This window comes from Ornithinimicrobium cryptoxanthini (assembly GCF_023923205.1).
Taxonomy (GTDB): domain Bacteria; phylum Actinomycetota; class Actinomycetes; order Actinomycetales; family Dermatophilaceae; genus Ornithinicoccus; species Ornithinicoccus cryptoxanthini.
On record NZ_CP099490.1, the window covers coordinates 3,508,979 to 3,528,478 of the forward strand.

Annotated in this window: 19 protein-coding genes; 10 read left to right on the plus strand and 9 right to left on the minus strand. The window is 69.2% G+C overall.

The window, feature by feature from the left end:
• Positions 1–71 precede the first annotated feature (71 nt).
• Together NF557_RS16205 and NF557_RS16210 are read right to left on the minus strand one after the other, a co-directional pair.
• Positions 72–641 (minus strand): hypothetical protein, encoded by a 570-nt coding sequence (locus NF557_RS16205; RefSeq protein ID WP_252620804.1) that lies wholly within the window; start codon positions 639–641, stop codon positions 72–74.
• Complete coding sequence (locus tag NF557_RS16210) at positions 598–1,305, minus strand: integrase (RefSeq protein WP_252620805.1); 708 nt, start codon at positions 1,303–1,305, stop codon at positions 598–600. Before NF557_RS16210 ends, NF557_RS16205 begins: the two co-directional genes overlap by 44 nt.
• 301 nt (positions 1,306–1,606) lie before the next feature.
• On the opposite strand from NF557_RS16210, the gene NF557_RS16215 reads away from it, so the two are divergent.
• Complete coding sequence (locus tag NF557_RS16215) at positions 1,607–2,290, plus strand: sugar transferase (RefSeq protein ID WP_252620806.1); 684 nt, start codon at positions 1,607–1,609, stop codon at positions 2,288–2,290.
• Here the strand turns inward: NF557_RS16215 and NF557_RS16220 are convergent.
• The 3 genes from NF557_RS16220 to NF557_RS16230 form a co-directional block, all read right to left on the minus strand.
• Positions 2,287–3,114 carry a glycosyltransferase gene (locus NF557_RS16220; RefSeq protein ID WP_252620807.1) on the minus strand — a complete coding sequence of 276 codons (828 nt, stop codon included), beginning with the start codon at positions 3,112–3,114 and terminating at the stop codon, positions 2,287–2,289. The genes NF557_RS16215 and NF557_RS16220 overlap by 4 nt on opposite strands.
• A gap of 260 nt (positions 3,115–3,374) precedes the next feature.
• On the minus strand, positions 3,375–4,661 hold the full coding sequence (locus tag NF557_RS16225; RefSeq protein WP_252620808.1) for an O-antigen ligase family protein: 1,287 nt from the start codon (positions 4,659–4,661) through the stop codon (positions 3,375–3,377).
• Complete coding sequence (locus NF557_RS16230; protein ID WP_252620809.1) at positions 4,658–6,112, minus strand: tyrosine-protein kinase domain-containing protein; 1,455 nt, start codon at positions 6,110–6,112, stop codon at positions 4,658–4,660. The genes NF557_RS16225 and NF557_RS16230 overlap by 4 nt, the downstream gene beginning before the upstream one ends.
• Positions 6,113–6,172: 60 nt before the next feature.
• Here NF557_RS16230 and NF557_RS16235 point away from each other — a divergent pair, with 60 nt between their 5' ends.
• From NF557_RS16235 to NF557_RS16255, 5 genes are read left to right on the plus strand one after another with little or no spacing between them, the layout of a single operon-like run.
• Positions 6,173–7,462, plus strand: coding sequence for an oligosaccharide flippase family protein (locus tag NF557_RS16235; protein ID WP_252620810.1), 1,290 nt, complete (start codon positions 6,173–6,175; stop codon positions 7,460–7,462).
• On the plus strand, positions 7,459–8,559 hold the full coding sequence (locus NF557_RS16240) for a glycosyltransferase (protein WP_252620811.1): 1,101 nt from the start codon (positions 7,459–7,461) through the stop codon (positions 8,557–8,559). The genes NF557_RS16235 and NF557_RS16240 overlap by 4 nt, the downstream gene beginning before the upstream one ends.
• Positions 8,552–9,610: a glycosyltransferase family 2 protein gene (locus NF557_RS16245; protein ID WP_252620812.1), complete on the plus strand. Its 1,059-nt coding sequence runs from the start codon at positions 8,552–8,554 to the stop codon at positions 9,608–9,610. The genes NF557_RS16240 and NF557_RS16245 overlap by 8 nt, the downstream gene beginning before the upstream one ends.
• The gene (locus NF557_RS16250; protein WP_252620813.1) at positions 9,607–10,740 is read left to right on the plus strand and encodes a glycosyltransferase; all 1,134 of its coding nucleotides are present in this window, start codon (positions 9,607–9,609) and stop codon (positions 10,738–10,740) included. Before NF557_RS16245 ends, NF557_RS16250 begins: the two co-directional genes overlap by 4 nt.
• Positions 10,741–10,786: 46 nt before the next feature.
• The gene (locus NF557_RS16255) at positions 10,787–11,905 is read left to right on the plus strand and encodes a glycosyltransferase (protein WP_252620814.1); all 1,119 of its coding nucleotides are present in this window, start codon (positions 10,787–10,789) and stop codon (positions 11,903–11,905) included.
• On the opposite strand, the gene NF557_RS16260 is transcribed toward NF557_RS16255, so the two are convergent.
• Both NF557_RS16260 and NF557_RS16265 read right to left on the minus strand, forming a co-directional pair.
• Positions 11,902–13,155 carry an ATP-grasp domain-containing protein gene (locus NF557_RS16260; RefSeq protein WP_252620815.1) on the minus strand — a complete coding sequence of 418 codons (1,254 nt, stop codon included), beginning with the start codon at positions 13,153–13,155 and terminating at the stop codon, positions 11,902–11,904. The two genes, NF557_RS16255 and NF557_RS16260, sit on opposite strands and share 4 nt — an antisense overlap.
• 18 nt (positions 13,156–13,173) lie before the next feature.
• Entirely contained in the window at positions 13,174–13,920 is a 747-nt protein-coding gene (locus NF557_RS16265) for an esterase family protein (protein WP_252620816.1), read from the minus strand.
• Between the two features lie 231 nt (positions 13,921–14,151).
• On the opposite strand from NF557_RS16265, the gene NF557_RS16270 reads away from it, so the two are divergent.
• From NF557_RS16270 to NF557_RS16280, 3 genes are all read left to right on the plus strand, one after another.
• Entirely contained in the window at positions 14,152–14,493 is a 342-nt protein-coding gene (locus NF557_RS16270; RefSeq protein WP_252620817.1) for a hypothetical protein, read from the plus strand.
• 170 nt (positions 14,494–14,663) lie between these two features.
• Positions 14,664–15,911 (plus strand): sensor histidine kinase, encoded by a 1,248-nt coding sequence (locus NF557_RS16275; protein WP_252620818.1) that lies wholly within the window; start codon positions 14,664–14,666, stop codon positions 15,909–15,911.
• Positions 15,908–16,750: a response regulator transcription factor gene (locus NF557_RS16280; protein WP_252620819.1), complete on the plus strand. Its 843-nt coding sequence runs from the start codon at positions 15,908–15,910 to the stop codon at positions 16,748–16,750. The genes NF557_RS16275 and NF557_RS16280 overlap by 4 nt, the downstream gene beginning before the upstream one ends.
• A gap of 423 nt (positions 16,751–17,173) precedes the next feature.
• Here the strand turns inward: NF557_RS16280 and NF557_RS16285 are convergent, their stop codons facing one another.
• Positions 17,174–17,641, minus strand: a complete 468-nt coding sequence (locus tag NF557_RS16285) for a hypothetical protein (RefSeq protein ID WP_252620820.1) — start codon at positions 17,639–17,641, stop codon at positions 17,174–17,176.
• Between the two features lie 380 nt (positions 17,642–18,021).
• Between NF557_RS16285 and NF557_RS16290 the strand changes: the two genes are divergently transcribed.
• Positions 18,022–18,708 carry a class I SAM-dependent methyltransferase gene (locus tag NF557_RS16290; RefSeq protein WP_252620821.1) on the plus strand — a complete coding sequence of 229 codons (687 nt, stop codon included), beginning with the start codon at positions 18,022–18,024 and terminating at the stop codon, positions 18,706–18,708.
• A gap of 165 nt (positions 18,709–18,873) precedes the next feature.
• Here the strand turns inward: NF557_RS16290 and NF557_RS16295 are convergent, their stop codons facing one another.
• Complete coding sequence (locus NF557_RS16295) at positions 18,874–19,344, minus strand: Lrp/AsnC family transcriptional regulator (RefSeq protein WP_252620822.1); 471 nt, start codon at positions 19,342–19,344, stop codon at positions 18,874–18,876.
• Positions 19,345–19,500: the final 156 nt, after the last annotated feature.

Genomic DNA, 19,500 nt, shown 5'->3' on the forward strand with positions numbered 1-19,500 from the left:
CCTCATGTCAAGATGCCCGCGAAACGGGGCCCGTGCCTCAACTAGGAGCTGCCCGCGAAAGCGGGTGTGGCTCAGCTGGCCTGGACGCGGATGCCGCAGCGGACGTCGGGCAGGGCTGAGGGGAAGCTGGCGAGGTAGAGCTGCTCGGTTTTGTCCTTGGCCAGGACGAGTAGCCGCTCTTGTAGGTCGGCGATGCGGCGGGCGAGGTCGGCGGGGTTCAAGGAGTCGCGGTAGGTGGTCAGCTCGGCCTCCTGCTGGGGGGACAGGACCTGGGCGCTCAGGAGGCGGTCCAGCGGGGTGGCGGGCATGTCGTAGAGGCGGGTGCGGTGCCCGTGGCGGTCCTGCCCGTACCCGATCGGCTTCTTGGTCGGGGTGAGGTAGTTGAGGCGGTCGTTGACCAACGGCCAGAGCCGGCCCAGCACCTTGCGCTCCTCGGCGGTGTCGTAGCGGTAGTAGAAGCCGTACCTGCGCACCAGGTGGTTGTTCTTGGACTCGATGGTGGCCTGGTCATTCTTCTTGTACGGCCGGGACCTGGTGAAGAAGATCTGCCGGTCAGCGGCCCAGCTGATGACGGCGTGGTTGAGTAACTCGCTGCCGTTATCGAAGTCGAGGCCGGTGACGGCGAACGGGATAGTCTGCACCCCGGCCTGAAGCGCGCTCAGGATGTGGGTGTGGGCGTTGTTTGCGCACCGTGGTCGTGAACACCCACCCGGTGTGCATGCAGGTCAGGTTCACGGTACGAGCGAACTCGCCCTTCAGCGTCGGCCCGCAGTGCGCGACGGTGTCGCCCTCGAAGAACCCTGGTTCGGCCTCGACCTCATCACCGGCCTTGCGGATCGCGATCGAGGACCGCAGCAACGGCGAGGGCTTGGTCGTGCAGACCCCGCGCAACTGGTCGGTGGCCTTGACCGGCTTCAGGTACCGGTCGATCGTGGCGGCGCTCATCGACAGCAACTCGACGCGCACACCCGGGCTGTACCTGCCCTGCGGGTCCAGCCGGCCTGACCCGTCCAAGGCGAACTCGCCATGACGTTCCAGGGCATCGAGCTGGGTGGCCATCGAGGCGGCCAGGTACTTGCCGCACTGCCCTCCCGAGGCCGCCCACACCTTTTGCAGGATCTTGGTCGCGTCGTAGGAGTACTTCGGCGCCCGTGGCTTCCTGGGCCGTGCTGCGACCTGCCGGCCCGGCCCTGGCGGTGCTTTCGCCGCCGCCGTCAGGCGGCGTCGGGCGTTGTCCCGCGACCAGCCTGTCACCGAGACCACCTCGTCCAGGATCTGTCCCCTCTCCTTCTTCGCGGCCCTCACGTACGCCTTGGCGTACCTGGTTGTGACCTCGGCACGAGACCTCATCGACAGCCCACCGTCCATGTCCCAGGATGCACCCCCAGCCCCCATTTCGCGAGCATTCATAGGTGAGGCACCAGGCCCGTTTCGCGGGCGCTTTAGGTGAGTCTCGTCGGGGTCTTGCCCTCCGGACCATTCCACGACAGACTCTGTGCCTGTGGTCGTGCGGCACGCGATGCGCGACTCCCCGAGGGAAAGTGGGCCCGACGTGGTGGTTTCGGGGTTCGGTCGTGCGCACCCGCAGCACAGCACCCGTCGACGCGTGGCCGCCGTGCCGTCGCCTACAGGGGGCGTTGCTGTGCCGGAACCGCGCAAGGTAGTGGCACTCGGGGGCGGGCAGCCGCACCACGCGAGTCGTTTTCCCACCTCGTCCGCGAAGCGGACCATCGACCTCGCCACCGGGGTGCTGCTCGCCACTCTCCTCGCCGTCCTGATCGTCCCCCTGGGTATCCTGATCAAGATCGGCTCTCCCGGGCCGGCGATCATCCGACAGCCACGCGTCGGTCAGCACGGCCGGGTATTCCAGATGTACAAGCTGCGGTCAATGCGCTCGGACGCCGAGGCGGACGGCGTCGCCCGCTGGGCGCAGATCGACGACCCCAGGATCACGCCCATCGGCCGGATCCTGCGGAAAACCCGACTCGACGAACTTCCGCAGGCCATCAACGTGCTCCGCGGCGACATGGCCGTCGTGGGTCCACGCCCAGAGCGACCGGAGTGGATCGACCTGCTCGGCAGCACCCACGAGAACTTCCACCTGCGTCACAACGTCAGGCCCGGAATCACCGGGATGGCCCAGGTCCACCACTGCTACACCTCGACCCTGACGGACTGGGAGCAGAAGCTTCTCTACGATCTGCACTACGTCCGTTCCGCGACGCTGGGCCTGGAGCTGCTGATCCTGCTCAGGACCGTCGCCGTCGTGCTCAATCGCCGCGGTCTCTAGCCTGCGGGCGCGACGGCGGCCTCTGCCGTGTCAATCGCGTACTCCCAGGACAGGAGCGCCGCCGATCGGGTGGACAGGGCTCTCCGCTCGGAGTCACGCGACTGGCCGACGAGGTCTGCGACCGCGAGCGCCACGTGCCTGGCCGTCTCCTCGACCGTGATCCCACCCTGCGCCAGAAGCACCGTATTCGTCTGCTGGCGCAGGGGAGAGACGACGGCCGGAACGCCCAGCACCAGGCTGTCCAGCAACTTGAACGGGATCCCGTTGATCTGGTTGCGTTCGAGGTCCGAGGTGGGCAGGCACAGACTGACCGAACTGGCCGCCAGGACCTCCAACGCTCGGTCCCGAGGGAGCCGTCCGTGGTATCGAATGTGGGGCAACTTGCGTGCAGCGTGGCGCACAAGCCCCGCGTGCTGGCCGTCGCCGACGACCTGCAGCCCCACGCCCTGCGGCCAGTGCGGTGAGGCTGAAGCCGCAAGCAGGAGCTCGATCCCCTGCCAGCCGGCCAGCACGCCCACGAAGCACGCATACGCCGGCACGGCCGCCGACCGCCGCCGCCGCACAAGCTCGGGATCCGCCCCGTTCCTGGCCCAGCGGACGTCGGTGTGACCGCGGGCGGTCCGCCGGACCCACGCCTGCAGACCAGGGCTGACGCAGATCACCGAGTGCGCGAGCCGGAACTCGGTCCGCGCCAGGAGCCGCAGGAGCGGGGCAAGGGTGCGCGCCCTCGGGTGGGCAATCGGGACGTCCCCGAGACCGCCGTTGACCTCGAGGACGAGCCGCTTGCCGTGAAGCCGCGCGAGAAGGCAGGTCGGGAGGTCCACAACATGCCAGCGACAGTAGACCGCGTCCACGTGCCGCACGCTGCGGAGCGTTCGCCACCAGTACCGGGACCAAGTGCTGAACCTCCCTCCCGGGCCAGAGGGGCTCGCCGCCGTGTTCCAGTTCCTGACGACTCTGAGACCCCGCCGGGTGAGGCCCCTGCAGATGACCTCACCGTGCACGCGCGCGGCCGACCCCTCGATCGCGGGCTCGAGGCACGTGTGCAGGACGGTGACGCGCTGCCGCATGTCCGTCAAGCCTGTCATGGTCGCAGAGCCAGCAGCGACCGGCCGTGGCCGGTCCGTGACCGCACGAAGTCTGTGCCGTCAGACGGGGCCGTGTCTCCGAGGAGCGTCAGCCCGGCGACGACCCAGACCAGGCAGGTCGCCTGGACCGTGAACATCGGGGCCAAGGTGAGCGACCCGAGCGCCACGACGGCGCACACGAAGGCCAGCGGCATCACCCGCGGTCCCCCCCGCAGGTGCAGCACGAGCGGGGACAGGAGAGCGAGCACGTAGGCACCGACCAGGAACAGTCCGCCCTGCAGGTAGAACGCCACGAACTGGTTGTCGATGAACCCCCCGAACTGCACCTGCGGCGGCCCCAGCGTCCCGAAGCTGAAGCGGGGGTCGGCGGGGCTGTAGTCCAGCGCGAGCCGCCAGGCCTCGACCCGCCCCATCAGGTTGGCATCCGTCCGGATCCCCTCGGTGAGGATGTCGGTCACGCTGCCCAGGCGGTTGGCCAGACCACCCTCGAGCAGCCGCTGCGGAAGTCCCCACGCATACAGAAGCAGCGTACCGGGCAGCACGAACACTGCGGCGCCCACGACGATGCGGCCGAGCCGTGCCCAGTCGCGGACCGCGTGGACCGCCCAGACCAGGAGCAGCACTGCCAGGCAGAAGATCCCCGTGCGGGACTGGCTTGCCAGGATGCCGACGATCGCCAGGGCAGCTGCACTGTGACGACGCGCGCCGCTCAGGTAGCAGTAGGAGAGGACCAGCGCCGCGACCCCCCACATGGCAAAGGTGTTGGCATTGATGAACAGACCCGTGGACCGGCCGACGATGACGTAGGCCTCGCTCAGGGAGCGCTGGGACTCGATGTCCCACTGCTGAAGCGGCCCCCACACCGACGTCGGCAGCAGTCCCAGCCGGTAGAGCGCCTGGCCCAGCGCGTAGGCCCCGTGGATGACGATGGCTGCGTGGCAGAACGGCAGGATTCGCGCACCCGCGGTCACGGTCAGGGCCAGCACGGCCAGCGGCACCAGGACGACCATCCACGAGTAGAGCGAGGTCACCCCGTAGGTGCCCAGCAACACACCTGCCGCGGGATACACCAGCAGCAAGAAGAACAGCGGGCCGACCGTCTCCACCCACCCGCTGCGGACGGCCGGCCATGGGCGGCCGGCGCCCACCCACGCGAGGACCGCCGCCGCGACGAACAGCACCTCGAGGACGGGAAGACCAGCGAAGTCGCCCGTCCGTCCGATATTCACCCTCATGCCTAGCGTCAGGTAGACCAGGAACAGCCAGAGGGCGACGGAGGTCATCGGAACCCGGCCCTGGCCCTGCGGTCGCGCCGGTCCCGACGCTCCTGCCGCTCGCGCCGGCCCCGACGCAGGCCCTTGTCGGTGGGCGACGGCCCGTAGCCCTCGTAGTAGTAGCCGTAAGTGTTCGCAGAGTTGACCGGCTGTCGGTTCATCAGCAGCCCGAGGATCTTGGCGTCCACACTGTCCAGGATCTCCAGGGCTCGCGTCAACTGATGGCGGCGCACGATGCCGCTCCCAACGACCATGATCGTGCCGTCGACCACCTTGGACAGGACGGCGGCGTCGGTCACCGGCAGCAGCGGCGGGGCGTCGATGAGAAGATACTCGAACCGATCCCTCAGCTCGGTCAGGAGCGTGCGCATCGCCGGGCTGCCCAGCAGCTCGCTGGGGTTGGGCGGGACGGCACCGGCGCCGAGAGTCGTCAAGTGGCGGCCGTAGGGCTGGAGCACGTCATCCAGCGAGGCCTGACCGATGAGCACCGAGGTCAGCCCTGCGGCACCCTCCAGCCCCATGTACTCCAGCAGCTTCGGCCGGCGCAGGTCTGCCTCGATCACGCAAACCTCGGACCCCGCGGCAGCGAGAGTCAGTGCCAGGTTGAGCAGGGTCGTGGACTTGCCCTCCCCCGGCAGCGAGGAGGTGATCAGGAGCGACCGCGGCTGCTCGGCCGCGTCGAAGAACTGCAGGTTGGTCCGGATTGCCCGGAACGCCTCCGCCCGCGGGCTGTAGTCGGCGGCGTCCACCACCAACGGGATGCGCGCAGCCTCCTTGTCGAAGGCGATCCCGCCGATGACCGGGAGGTCGGCGATGCGTTCCAGGTCCGAGACGCTCCGGACCCGGGTGTCCAGCACTTCCCTCAGGACCGCGGCGGCGATGCCCAGCATCAGCCCGAGGCTGACGCCGAGGGCGAGGTTGCGGGACGGGTTCGGCAGGTCCGGTGTGCTCGGTGCCTGAGCAGGACGCACCAGCGACGCCTTCACGGGGCTGGCGCCCTGGGCATCGGACCGTTCCAACTGGTCGATGGTCCGGGTGAACTGATCGGCTACGGCGTTAGCGATCTCGGCCGCCTGCTGGCTGTCCTCCCCGGAGACCGAGACGTTGATGAGCACCGTGTCGTCTGGGACGGCGGTGCTGATCCGGGCGGCCAGGTCTGCCGGATCATCATCCAGCTCCAGGGTCTCGATCACCGGGTCCAGCACGACGGGCGCCGTCACCAGGTCCGCATACGTGGTGACCTGGCGGAAGGTGAACGAGCTCCCCTGCGCCAGGTCGGAGACGTTGCTCTGGGAGGTCGTCGAGATGAACAGCTGCGCCGTCGCACGGTAGGTGGGGTTGGTCAGCGCCGTGGCGGCCAGGGCGCCGCCGACACACACCACCAGCAGCAGCGCGACCCAGGGCCAGCGCCGCGTCAGAAGTCGCAGGTAGTCACCCAGGTCCACCAGCAGATCACCCATCTCGGTCGTCTCAGGCGAAGACTAGTAGAAGAGCACTCTCGATCAGGCATGATGGCGGTCGTGTCCCCCAGCCGTCTCGACCGTGGGTTCGCCCGAAACGCCGGGGCCCTTCTCCTCGGGCAGGCCGTGCGGGTGCCGATCACGGCCGTCTACTTCGTCGTGGCGACCCGTGCACTCGGCGTGGAGTCGTTTGGCCGGCTCGCGGCCGTGACCGCGCTCATCATGATCGCCGCACCGTTCTCCGCCCTCGGCTCGGGCGCGCTGATCGTCAAGTACGGCGCCATCCAGCCAGAGACCACCGGTCGGTGGCTCGGTGCCGGACTCACGATGAGCGTGATCGGCGCGACGGTCGTCGGCATGCTCCTGCTGGTCTTCTCCCCAGTGCTGATCCCGGTCGGCACCGAACTGGCGGTCGTGGGCGGGCTCGTGCTGGCCGAGTTCGTCTGCGCCCGGGCGGCGGACCTGGCCTCGTCCGTCTTCGTCGCCCGCGAGCAGATGCACATCACCGCGTTCTGCCAGGTCCTGCTTCCCGCCCTCCGGCTCCTCGCCGTCGGGCTGCTTCTGCTCTCTTCCTCGCCGGTCAGCCTCCGGGCCTGGGTCGCGGCACTTGTGCTTAGCTCCTCGCTCTCCGGCGCCATCTGCCTCGCCCTCGCGGTGCGGGCGGTCGGGCGGCCCAGGTTCGGGCTGGCGCCGTTCCGTGGCCGCTGGCGGGAGGCCGCGCTCTTCAGCGTGGGGATCGGCGTGCAGGTCGCTCACAACGACATCGACAAGGTCATGCTCGGCCGGCTCGACGATCCGGCGGGCGTCGGCGTCTACGCCGCCGCCTACCGAGTCGTCGACACGGCGTGGTTGCCGATGCGGGCGGTGCTCGGCGCCGCGTGGCCGCGCCTCTTCCGGCACGCCCGCGGAGGACCGGGAGAGCTCCTGCCCTTCGTGCGCAAGGTCGCCCGGCCCTCCCTCCTCTACAGCACGGCGGTCGTCATCGTGATGGTCACCGCCGCCGGCGTGCTGGTGCCGCTGCTCGGCCAGTCGTATGCGGCGTCGGTACCGCTTCTGCGCGTCCTGGCGGTGGTCGTGCTGCTGCGCTGCCTGCACTATCTGCCCGCCGATGTGCTCACCGGCATGGGCCGTCAAGGGGTGCGCACCGTCATCCAGGTGGCGGTGCTCGCCGCGAACATCGGTCTCAACCTTTGGCTCATCCCGACCTACGGGGTATGGGGTGCCGCCTGGGCGACGCTCGTGTGCGAGGGCGCCCTGGCCGTAGCGCTGTGGACCGCTCTGATCGTCGTGCTGCGCCGACTGCGCGGGGAACCGGTGACGCCGGGGGGCGCCACGGGGGCGGCGCCATGACCGGGGCGCGCGCCTCCCTGCGGGTGACTTTCCTGGCCACGGTTCTCACCCCACGGCACGGCATGGAGCATGCCCTGCTGCGGCTGGCCACAGCGCTCGCGGAGCACCATACGGTGGAGATCCTGGTCCTGCACGACCCCGGACCGGTCGACGCGCCCACGGTCACGGTCACGTCGCTGGACCGCGGGACCGAAAGCCGCACAAGGAGGGCTCTGCGCCAGCGGCTCCGGGCCGCGCGGCAGCAGGAGGTCGTCGTCGTGACCGGGGTTTGGGCGGGCGCCCAGCTGCTTCTAGCCACCCCGTGGGCCTTCCGCTCTGCGGTGGCCTGGGAGCACTCACTCACACCGCAGCGCCTCGCCAGCGGGCGCCGGTTCCGACTTCGGGCGGAGACGGTGGCCCGGTGCTACCGGCTGTGTGCCGGCACGGTCAGTGTCAGCCCGGTGGTGGCCACGCTCCTCGATGAGCGGTGGCGGGTCGACTCGACCGTGATCCCCAACCTCCTCGACCTGCCGGAACGCTCTCCTGGCCACCGACGCCACGATCGGGAAGCCACGACGGTCGAGCAGAGCGATGACCGAGGACCGGTCCGCCTGCTCGCGCTCGGCGAGGCCAAGCCGGTCAAGAACTACGACGTGCTCATCCGCGCTCTGCCACTCCTCGACGTCGACTGGCGGCTGACGCTCGCGGGAGGCGGGACGCAGCAGCTCGAGCTCCGGGCGCTCGCCGACTCTCTGGGCGTCGGCGACCGGATCGAGTGGCTCGGCTTCGTGGCCGATCCAACACCGCTGTTGATCGGCAGCGACCTGCTCGTCCATCCCTCCGCCTCCGAGACCTTCGGATACGTCCTGCTCGAGGCTGCCGAGCAGTGGCTGCCCGTCGTCGCCACCGATGCCCCGGTGATGAACAGACTGGTGCCGGCCGTGGTGCCCGGCACGCTCACCACGGCCGATCCTCCCTCGCTGGCCGAGGCGATCGTCTCGACGCTGGCCAGGTCACCGCAGGTAGCCTCGGACCTCGTCGCCGCCGATGAGACACGGCGTCGCGAGTTCGACCGGGCGAAGGTGCTCGCTGCCTGGGAAGGAGTGCTGCATGGCTGACGATCGGCCGGCCGCTAAGGTGCGGGTCAGCGCGATCCTGCCCGTCCGCGACCCAGGTCCCGGCCTGGGTCCTGCCCTCGAGGCCGTCCGGACCAGCCTGTCCGTCCAGGACGAGCTCATCGTTGTCGACGATGGCTCCACGGACGGCACCGACGTCGTGCTGCGGAACACGGACTTGCGCGGCCTCCCGACGACCGTGCTGACGGGCGTTGGCGCAGGGGTCGGGGCGGCCCGCAACCTGGGACTGGCCCAGGCCCGTGGCGAGATGGTGTGGTTCGTCGACTGGGACGACCGGTGGGACCCCAGCATCATCGGGCTCCTGTATGCCGCACGCGTGGCATCGGGCGCTCCTGTCGTGGGCTGCGGCGCCGATCTGGTCGACGCCCGGGGGCGCCGGCTCGAGATGCTCGGGACCGTCGACCGCCCCACGCTGCTCACCGGTGGCCAGATCGGCGTGGCGATCCTGGACGGACGGATCCGCGGCTATCTCTGGAACAAGCTGTTCGCGCGCGACATCCTCGGAGAGGCGCCCTTCCCGGCGTACCAGACCCGGTCTGACTTCGCGGGGTCGGCCGAGCTGATGGCACGCCTGCCCTCGGTCTACCTGCTGCCCAACATCCTGTTCCACCACGTCCAGCGCCCTGGTTCCGTGACTACCTCGCAGCATCCGACCCTGGATACCCTGAGGCGGTCGCTGCACATCGGGGAGCGGGTCGCCGAGGCGGCTCGGACCCACCCTGACGGGCGTGCGGACGAAGGGACCGTCCATGCGGCCCTGCGCGAGTTCCGGTATCGGGAGTGGCACCTGGCGGTCGCGGGCACGGCCATGCGAGCACCGCTCGACCCAGCCACCCGGTCGGAGTGGCTGCGGCTTGCCCTGGACGGCGCTCTGCTGCGACACGTTCCGCATCTCCTGCGTCGGGATCCTGTGCTCGCCGCGCGAGCGGCGGTGCTCGCGACGGCCGGTCGGCACTACCCGGCCGTGTATTGGTCCGTCGTCCGTCTCCGCGCGGGCATGCGACGGCTGACCGATCGGGGTGCGCCCGAGTGAGAGCCCTGCTGCTGACGAACATCTACCCCACCCGGGCCACGCCCACCGGAGCGACCTTCATCCGCTCCCGGCTCCGGGCGCTGGCCGACCTCGAGACTGAGATCGTGCCGATGGCTGTGTGGCCGACGTGGACCACCGCCGCCACAGTGGTCCGAGCTCCGTTCCGGAGGGCGGAAGAGGGCCCTCCGGTCGAACCCTTCCTGCCCGTCACGGCGCCGCTTGGGCCGGGGCAGGCTCTGCGTCGTCGCCTGGAGAGCCGCGCCGGCCGGCGGTGGCTCGACGACATCACTGCCCAAGTCCTGGCGCACCGGGCGGGTCCGGTGGACGTCGTGCACGCGCACGGGATGTACGACCTACCGGCCGGACTGGTCGCCATGAGGGTGGCCGACCGGCTGGACGTTCCTTACGTCGTCTCCATGCACGGCACCGACGTCAACGAGGTGATGCCGCGGCGGCGGCAGTTCTACTCTCAGGTCCTGATGGGGGCGTCCGCCACGATCTATGTCAGTGCCGCCCTCCGGGACCGGTCGCACAGTCTGACCGTGACGCATCCGCAGGCGCACGTCATACCTAACGGGGTCGACCCGGCGACTTTCACTCCCGGGGCTCGGGCGACGGTGCCCACGGTCCTCTACGTCGGCAACCTCGAGCCAGTCAAGGGCGTCGACCGTCTGCCGACCGTCTGGACCCACGTCCGTGCCGAGATACCGTCCGCACGGCTCGTCGTGGTCGGCACCGGATCCCTCCTGGCGCGGATCCGGCGGGGGCTCGACGACCAGTCCGTGTCCTTTCTCGGCCGGCTGGACCCTGCCTGCGTCGCACGGGAGATGGCACGGGCCCACGTGCTTGTCCTCCCCAGCCGGGGCGAGGGATGGCCCACCGTGATCATGGAGGCCTACGCCACCGGCACGCCGGTCGTCGCGACTGCCGTGGGAGGCGTCGCGGAGGCAATCGTGGAGCCGGACCACCTGGTCCCCGACGGTCCGGGCCTCGAGGAGAGGCTGGCGCAGGCGGTCGTCCGGGTGCTGCGGGCCGCGGAGGGCAGCCGCCCAGAGCTGATCGAGGCGGCGCGGCCCCACACCTGGCCGCAGGTCGCCGCGCGCGAGCTCGAGGTCTACCGGTCCTGCTGAGAGCCTGGACGACCGCCGCCCACCGGGGTCCACTAGTGTCACGCGTGTGGCCACTCACGCTGCTCCTCGACGGCGCAGAGCACTGACGATCGCCACCGTTTCGCGGAGCCTGGCGCTGCAGAGCCCCGAGGGGTGGCAGATCCTGCGCGAGCGCGGCTACAACATCACCTTCGCCGCGGCCCGCGACGCCTGGACGGCGTCACTGCTCACCCCCGGAAGCGTCTACCACGAGATCCGTGCCGAGCGGAGCCTGCGCCCGCGCGTGGTGCTCGAACTCGCCGCCGGGCTACGCGCCCTGAGCCGTCAGGAGTGGGACCTGGTGCAGATCCAGTCGCCGATCATCTCGGTCCTCTGGCGGCTCGTCGCGACCGGCCGTTCCCGGCGGCGCACCGTCTACGTCGTGCACGGCTTCCACTTCCAGTCCGGGGAGCGGGGCCTCCGTGCCCAAGCCGTCCGACTCCTCGAGGCGGCTCTGGCGCACCGCACGCTGGCGCTGGCGACGGTGAGCGCGGCAGACCACCGCTTCGTCCGCAGCCTGCCACGACTGCTCCACCCGAAGCTGCTGGTCGCCCTGCCGGGGGCCGGGGTGCCGGTCGACACGTATGCCGCCCTCAACCTCCCCCGGGAGGGTTCCTCGCCCAGCGCCTACGCGCTCTTCGTCGGCGACCTGAACGCCAACAAGGACCCGATGTGCGCCGTCGCGGCCGTCGAGGAGTGCCGTCGCCGGGGCCGGCCCCTGGAGCTGACCGTGATCGGCGAGGGACATCTTGCGGACGACATTCGGACGGCGACCCGCACGCGCCCGTGGCTGCACCTCGTCGACCGGACGCGGGCTATCCCGTCGTGGATGGCCCACGCCCAGGTGTTGCTCGCCCCGAGCTATCGAGAGGGCGTGCCGAGGGTCATCATCGAGGCCCTGGCCGCCGGCACACCCGTGGTCGCGAGGCGCAACCGTGGATCCGTCGAGCTCCTGGCCGGCGGCCTCGGCGAGATCCTGCCCACCGATGATCCGCAGGCCTGGGCCGACGCCGTCGAGCACGTCCTGGACGCACCTGCTGACACCGTAGCGATGCGGGAGAGGGCAGAGGCTTACGGACTCGACCGCTTCCGGTCCGCCTACTCGGATCTGGTGACGCAGATGGAGAGCAAGCGGTCCCTGCTCTAGCCGGCGGACTGATGCAGGTTGTGCTGGTCCTTGACCCACAGCCCGACCAGACCGCGGAAGTGCGCGAGGAACTTCTCGTGCTCGTGGGCGGGATAGGTCGAGCGGACCGTGTCGAGCAGGATCTTGTCGAAGCCGTCGGAGTCAACCCACTCCAGCACCGCCTCGGGCAGGTGGGCCAGGTGCTTCTCGCAGAACTCCCAGTAGCGGTCGGTGTCGAAGTGCGCGTCAGCGAGCGTGCGGTAGCCCTCCATCTTGGCCTGGTAGTCCAACGACTCGTCGTCCGCGATCTCGTAGTAGCGCCGCGTCTCCAGGTCCACCGTGGCCGGCCGGTTGGTGGCCAGCGCGAAGACCGACCACCGCACCAGCGCCGTGATCGCCCACGGGAAGTAGTAGTGCAACGAGGTGACCGCCACGTCCGGGCACGCGTTGGCATAGTCGATCGGGTGGACCTCGTTGCCCGCGACCAGCATCTCCGCGGAGTTGAACTCCCAGCCGAAGAACGCGTTGACCACCTTGGACACCGTCTCAGCCTCCCACCCAGCCTGCTCGGACAGGAAGTCGTGCGTCACGGCATACCGGTTGTGCATCGGTTGTTCGGGACGGAAGTCCATCACCATCGTCTCCGGACCGATCGACAGGGCGCGGGCGAACTTGTCATAGTCCACCGTCGCCTGCAGGTGCATCAGCATCTCGCCGGACTCGTCATACGACTTGTGCAGCCCCGCCTTGTCATCCACCCGCGAGACCCCACGCCACCCGCCACCGTCAAACGGCTTCATATACATCGGGTAGCCGACCTCTTCAGCGATCGCGTCCAGGTCGAACCGGTCGTTGTACTTCGCCGAGGTGTAGGCCCAGCGCACGTTGTCCACCGGGTTCTTGTAGGGCACCAGCACCGTCTTGGGGATCTTCATGCCGAGGCGCAACATCGCGCAGTAGGCACTGTGCTTCTCCATCGACTGGAACGTGAACGGGCTGTTGAGCAGATAGGTGTCGTTCATCAGCGCGGCCTTCTTGAGCCACTCGCGCGGGTGGTAGTACCAGTAGGCGAGGCGGTCGATCACCAGGCCAGGGTCCACCGGGTCGGTCAGGTCGAACGGTGAGATCCGCAGCCGCTCGGAGGTGATCTCGACCGACTCACCGCCGACCTTCAGCGGTCCGACGAGGCCGAGGATCGACTCGAACGCACGGGGCCAGTCCTCCTCGGCACCGAGGAGCAGACCGATCAGCGGGGGGCGCTTGGCAACCATGCTGGCAACCTATCGCGATCAGCAGAATCTCGGCAGGTGATAGGCGATTTGCTTGCGCCACCACGGCCAGTCGTGGGCCGAGTCGTGGCCCCAGATGTCGAGCTGGTGCGGGACCCCCTTGTCGGCGAGCACGTCGGCGAGCGCACGGGCGCCGGGCAGCGACTTGGTGGGGTGCACCTCGAAGGCCCCCTCACCCACGACGATCAGGACCTGGACCGCGCTGCGCAGCCACTGCAGGTGGTCTCCGGACGCACCGGCCACATAGGCCAGGGGATTGTTGAGGTATGTCGCCTCGCCGGTCTCCCCCCAGCCGCGCCAGGAGGTGGGGTCGAAGTTGCCGGACAACGAGATCGCGACCGGGAAGAGGTCGGCGCGCTTGAGGGCGAAGTTGACCGCGTGGTAGCCGCCCATGCTGCAGCCCGTCGTCACGATGCCCTGGTGGCCGGGTGAGTCGGCGTCGATCATCGGCACGACGTGGTTGAGGATCCAGTTCTCATAGATCCGGTGCCGGTGGGCGCGGTCCTCGGTGGGCAGCGAGTAGTTCGACCAGGACAGGTGGTCGAAGGAGTCGACGGCATAGAGCTTGATGCGGCCCTCCTCGACCAGGCTGCGCACCGCCTCGACCATGCCGCTGTTCTCGTAGTCCCACGCGCGCCCCGCCTCGGAGGGGAAGGCGATGACCGGGCGACCGAAGTGGCCGTAGCGGATCACCGTGCCCGGGTGGTCCAGGCCCTCCGCGTTGATCTCGACCTGCTCCCTGTCCATCGTTGCCTCCCGGCGGTAGGTTCCTGGCAAAGCCAACCACACCGGGGCGTGCGTCGGAAGGTCGCAGGGTGCGAAAGATACATCTGCAGGATGACGCGCGAGCCGGGGACCACGAGAGAAGGTATTGACGTGCATCACAACAACGAAGTTCGCGTCTTCCTAGGCGGGCCCCAGGGCCGTGACGAGTCACCAGCGGGGGTTGGCTGGCTCGTCTCTCCGAGTGTTGTCGTGATGAGGCTGTCCGGGCGTGGGGCCAGGCCCGGACAGCCGTCGCACATCACTGTCCCTGCCGCTTCGGGGGGCGGCAGGGGCAAAAACGTCCCGGTCCTCGGCGTCTTCGAGTCCACCGAGCTGGATGGGTGGATCGCCCTCCAGCTCGACGAGGACGTGGACGCTCCCGACATCGGCATGGTGCCGGACAGCCTCGACCTGTCGCGTTCAAAGACCACCGAGGCCAGCGCGCTGGGTGGCGAGGCCAGCGTCCTGGGCGGCGGGGCCAGCGTCCTGGGCGGCGGCTCGACAGACGGTTGGATCTGCAGGTGTTTCCCCTCGCTCCCCGGTTGTCGACGCTGACGACCGCACGACCTGCCGCTCCCCCGCACGGCGCCAGGACACCGACACTTCGGACACTGGCACTCGGCTCCAGAACCAGTGACAATGACCCCCATGCAGGTCCCTCTTCTGGCGTCGGCCGCCTCTCGTCCCTGGCCGGTTCCGTCTTTGCGTCGTCCGGCTCCGCGCCCGTGAGCTCAGCTGACGAGGTGGGGCGCGACTCCGGCCCACGACGCATCGACCTCCTGGTCGTGCCCGCGTGCGCCGCCGCCGATTTGTTCGTCAGCGGTCTGCTCACCGGCGACCCGATGACGACCACCCTTGGGCCCACGCTGCCCTCGTGGCCAGTCATGGCGGTCATCGCGCTGGCCTATGGCGTCCTGGCCTGGCGCAGGAGCCACCCGTGGCTGACCTTCCTGGCGATCCTGGGCATCTCCCTCGCGTTCGGTCTGGTGCTGACCCAGTTCCAGCCCATCATCGGCGTCGCCCTCGCGCTGCTCAAGGTCGCTCGTCGTTCGCCGGCCCGGCAGGCCAACCCGGCCCTGGTGCTGGCGGCCTTCGCGGCGCTCAACAGCGGCTGGACCGCCACCAGGATCTCCGGCGACGACTCCGTCTTTGCGCTGATCAGCATCTCTGGCATCTTCATGTCGCTCTTCACCCTGATCTGGGTCATCGGTCGCCGGGAGCGCAGGTCGCGAGTGCGCACACAGCAGGAGAAGGAGCGCCTGCTGGCCACCGCCCAGGAGTCCCTCGGGCAGCAGCGGCAGCAGATCGCCCGCGACCTGCACGACATCCTGAGCCACTCGATGAGCGCGATGATCCTGCAGTCCGCGGGAGCCAAGGCCGTCTCGACCAAGTTGGATGGCACGACCGAGGCCAAACAGGTCACTGAGGCCCTCACCGCCATCGAGTCGACCGGGGCGGAGTCGATGCGCGAGCTGCACCGCCTGCTCGGCCTCCTACGCACCGCCGACGGCCAGGGCGAGTCCGGCGTCGCGCGGCTGCGGCTGGCCGACGTCGACACCCTGATCACCGCCACCCGACACGGAGGCCTCGTCGTGCAGCTGCACCGGGAGGGCGCCGTGCAGCCGCTCGACCCTAGCGTCGACCTGGCGGCCTATCACATGGTCCAGGAGTCACTCACCAATGCGATGAAGCACGCTGGCCGCGGCGCTGTCGTCGACATCTATGAGACGTGGGAGCCGGGCGAGCTGCAGCTGCAGGTGCGCAGCAGCCGTGGGCTTGCGCCCGAGGCTGGCGATGCCGCCGTGCCGGAGCCGGCGGGTTCGGGCACCGGCCTGTGGGGCCTGCGCGAGCGCGTCCAGCTGGCCGGCGGCTCTTTTGAGAGTGGTCCTGTCGACGGTGGCTTCGTCACCTCGGCAGTCCTGCCCGTCCGATCCGGGCGCGGCACCAACGTGGAGCCTGAGGGGGAGTCATGAGCACCAACATGAGCATGAGCACGGGCGGCGCGGAGGCGAGCCCTTCCACGACTTCAGCGGGCGCCCCCGCCACAACTCCAGCGGGCGCCCCCGCCACAGCTCCAGCGGACACCACCCCCACAACTCCGGCGGGCGCCCCCTCCACCACGCCGGCGGACACCACCCCCGCCACCATGATCCGCGTCGTCATCGCGGACGACCAGCCGATGGTCCGCCAGGGCATCGCCATGCTGCTCGGGGCGGAGTCGGACATGGAGGTCGTCGGTGAGGCCGGTGACGGGGCCGAGGCGATCAGGATGGTCGACCGCCACCGCCCCGACCTCGTCCTGATGGACGTGCGGATGCCCGGCATGGACGGCATCGAGGCCACCCGCCGGCTCATCCAGGAGCGCACCGACGACCCGGACCAGATCACCAAGGTCCTGGTGCTGACGACCTTCGACGAGGACGCTGCCCTCTATGGCACGCTGCGGGCCGGCGCCTCGGGCTACATGCTCAAGCACGCGGCCCCGACCGAGCTGACCGACGCGATCCGGCGCGTAGCCGGCGGCGACGCCTGGATCGACCCCGTCGTCGCGCCCAAGGTGCTGGACACCCTGCGCGAGATGGCCTCGGCCAACCCGGAGGGAAGGCCCAGCCTGGACATGCTCACCCCGCGCGAGCTCGATGTGCTGAGCGAGCTCTCCGACGGCGCGACCAACAGCCAGCTGAGCAAGCGCATGGTGCTCAGCGAGGCCACGGTCAAGACACACATCTCGCGGATGCTGATGAAGACCGGCTGCCACGACCGCGCCCAGCTCGTCGCCCTCGCCTATCGCAGCGGCCACGTCCAGCCCTGAGCGACACCCGGCCGCCCCGCCGCCGCCACCGCCGCAGCACTGACCTCCCGAATGTCTGCCATGGCATGCATCCGAGCGGTCGAAAGCCCGGCCGCTCCCGCCACCGCAGAACTGACCTCCCGATTGTCTGCCATGGCATGCATCCGGAAGGTCGAAATCCCGGCCGGCCGCACACGCGCCCCGAGCACCCGTTGACCTGGACCTGACGCTGCTCGACAACTTCATCGCAACCGTGGGGACGCAGCCGATCCTGGACGCGGGGTGCGGGGCGGGGCGGATCAGCGGCTATGGCGCGCGCCCAGCTCGCCGCCCTCGCCTATCGCAGCGGCCAATTCAAGCCCTGACCCCCGCTGCCACCTCGCCCCACCAGCACACCACCCCAGATCGACGCCGACCTCACTGCCAAGGCGAGCAACGCAGCGGTCACCCGACGGATTGGCGCAGCAGGAAACTATTGGCGAGGGTCACGGCTTCCGCCTGTGGAGGCCGTGGGGTCTCATGGGGCAGCCGACCGTGCTCGATCGCCCACGCCACAACGTCACCCCAGAGCCAAACCCCACCGGAAACAGGGTTGAATGGCGCAGGGAATCCAGCACCGCGACGCCCTGCGGCCCAGTTCGCCGCAGCCTGCCTGGTGGCCCCAAGGCGACGGGCAATGTCTCCACGAGTAGCCAGGTCCAGATCGACCCGCTGGGCAACACATCCGCGCTCCTCGAGCCACCGGCTAAGACTTTCGACTGCGTCGAGGAAGGTCGGCGCCTCAATGAACCCGTTCACGAACGCGGAGCCCGTGTGATCATGGCCCGTCGTTCCCTCAAAGATGTCGATGAGCTCGTCCACGATGCCCTCAGGCACCTCGTCAACGATCAATTGGACGTCAAAGGCGTTCACGGAATCTCTCCTCTCAGAGACGGGTGGGTTCAGCATGTTCCACGCGACACATGTTGTCAAGTGGAAACAGAATGGCGCTACTCACCGGCCCGGCCCCTGGCGCTTGCGTGCCCGCGGGCCGTCTCCGGATACCCACGCCAGGGCTTCCGGGCGTCACCCTTCGACAACTCATCGCTTGTCAGAGGCATGACGCATCACCGGCGTGTCGTTCGCTTACCCCGACGTAGCTCTACCCCTCTGCATCCTCGCCCCATCCTGGCTACCGGACCCTACCGGGCCGACCCTTGTGGGGTAGCGGAGTTTCCACAACTTTGTCCACCGGACCTGGGCGTCGACGGTCACCCGGCGGCGCGTCGGCCTCGCTGCGGCATCATGAGCAAATGAGCGACACCCCTCGACCACCCCAGGCGCAGACGCAGGACACGGTGCGGACGGCATACGACACTGTGGCTGCGGACTATGCGCGGTCGATGCCGGACACGAGCCCCGAGCACCCGTTAGACCTGACGCTGCTCGACACGTTCATCGCGGCCGTGGGGACGGAGCCGATCCTGGACGCCGGGTGCGGGGCGGGGCGGATCAGCCGCTACCTCGCCGACCGTGGTGGCCGCGTGGTGGGCGTCGACCTCTCGCCCCAGATGATCGCGCAGGGTCGAGCGCTGCATCCTGACCTCGACCTGTCGGTCGCCTCGATCACCGACCTGCCGCACGGCGGTGCGTCGTTTGGCGGGGTGCTGCTCTGGTATTCCACGATCCACCTGTCCGAGGCGGACCTGGGCCGCGCCCTCGACGAGGCTGTCCGCGTGGTGGCGCCGGACGGCTACGTGCTGGTCGCGTTCCAGTCTGGCGTTGGCACGCGGGACCTGTTTCGGCAATACAGCCAGCACGGTCACGATGTGACACTTGAGCGCTATCTGCGCACCCCCGACGAGATGGCCGAGCAACTTGCCGCTCGCGGCATGACCGAGGTGGTGCGACTCGTGCGCAGCGGCACCGAGATCGACCGGGACGGGCAGACGATGTTGCTGCACCGCAGGTCGGACAGCGGTCCTCACCGCAACCTATAGAACTTCCGCGCGGAACTATAGGAAGGACCTGGAAGTTCCCGATCCTTGCCACGGCATGCAGCTGACCTCCCGATTGACTGCCATGGCACACATACGGGAGGTCAAAGTCTCAGCGGCGCGAACGCGCTAGAGTCCTGAGCTGGGGGCGGGCTCGGTGTTGCCGCCTCAGGCGTCTTCCTGAGCCAGGTCGCGCACGTCGGTCTCCTCGAAGATCAGCCAGGTCCTCGTCGCCTTCACACCGGGGATCGCCTGGATCTGCTCCAGCACGGTGTCGCGCAGCTCGTGGTTGTCGCGGCAGCGGACCGTGACGAGCGCGTCGAACTCCGCGCCGACGAGAGCGACCCGCTCCACGGCTGGCACCCGGCGCAGGGCAGCAGCGACCGGCTTCCAGGTGTTCTGCTCGATGGAGACCGAGACATAGGCCGACGTGCCCAGCCCCAGGTGCTCGGGTGCCACCTGCGCGCTGAACCCGGTGATCACGCCGGCCTCAAGCAGGCGCTCGAGGCGGGCATAGGCGTTGGCCCGGGAGATGTGCACCTGCTCGGCCAGGGCCCGCACCGACAGCCGCCCGTCCGCCCTCAACGCACGGATGAGCGCACGGTCCGTGTCGTCGACAAGCGCGCGGCCAGGGCTCATCGCCGCGCCCCGACCGGCGCCCCACTGCTCGCAATCCTCCAAATGTCCAGCCCGCCCCCGCGGACTGCACCGACAGGCAGACTTTGTGTCGTCATACGGAGCAGTTTAGAGCCGTTTGTCTTGCATCAGGGCCACAATCCACACGGTCGGTCCAGA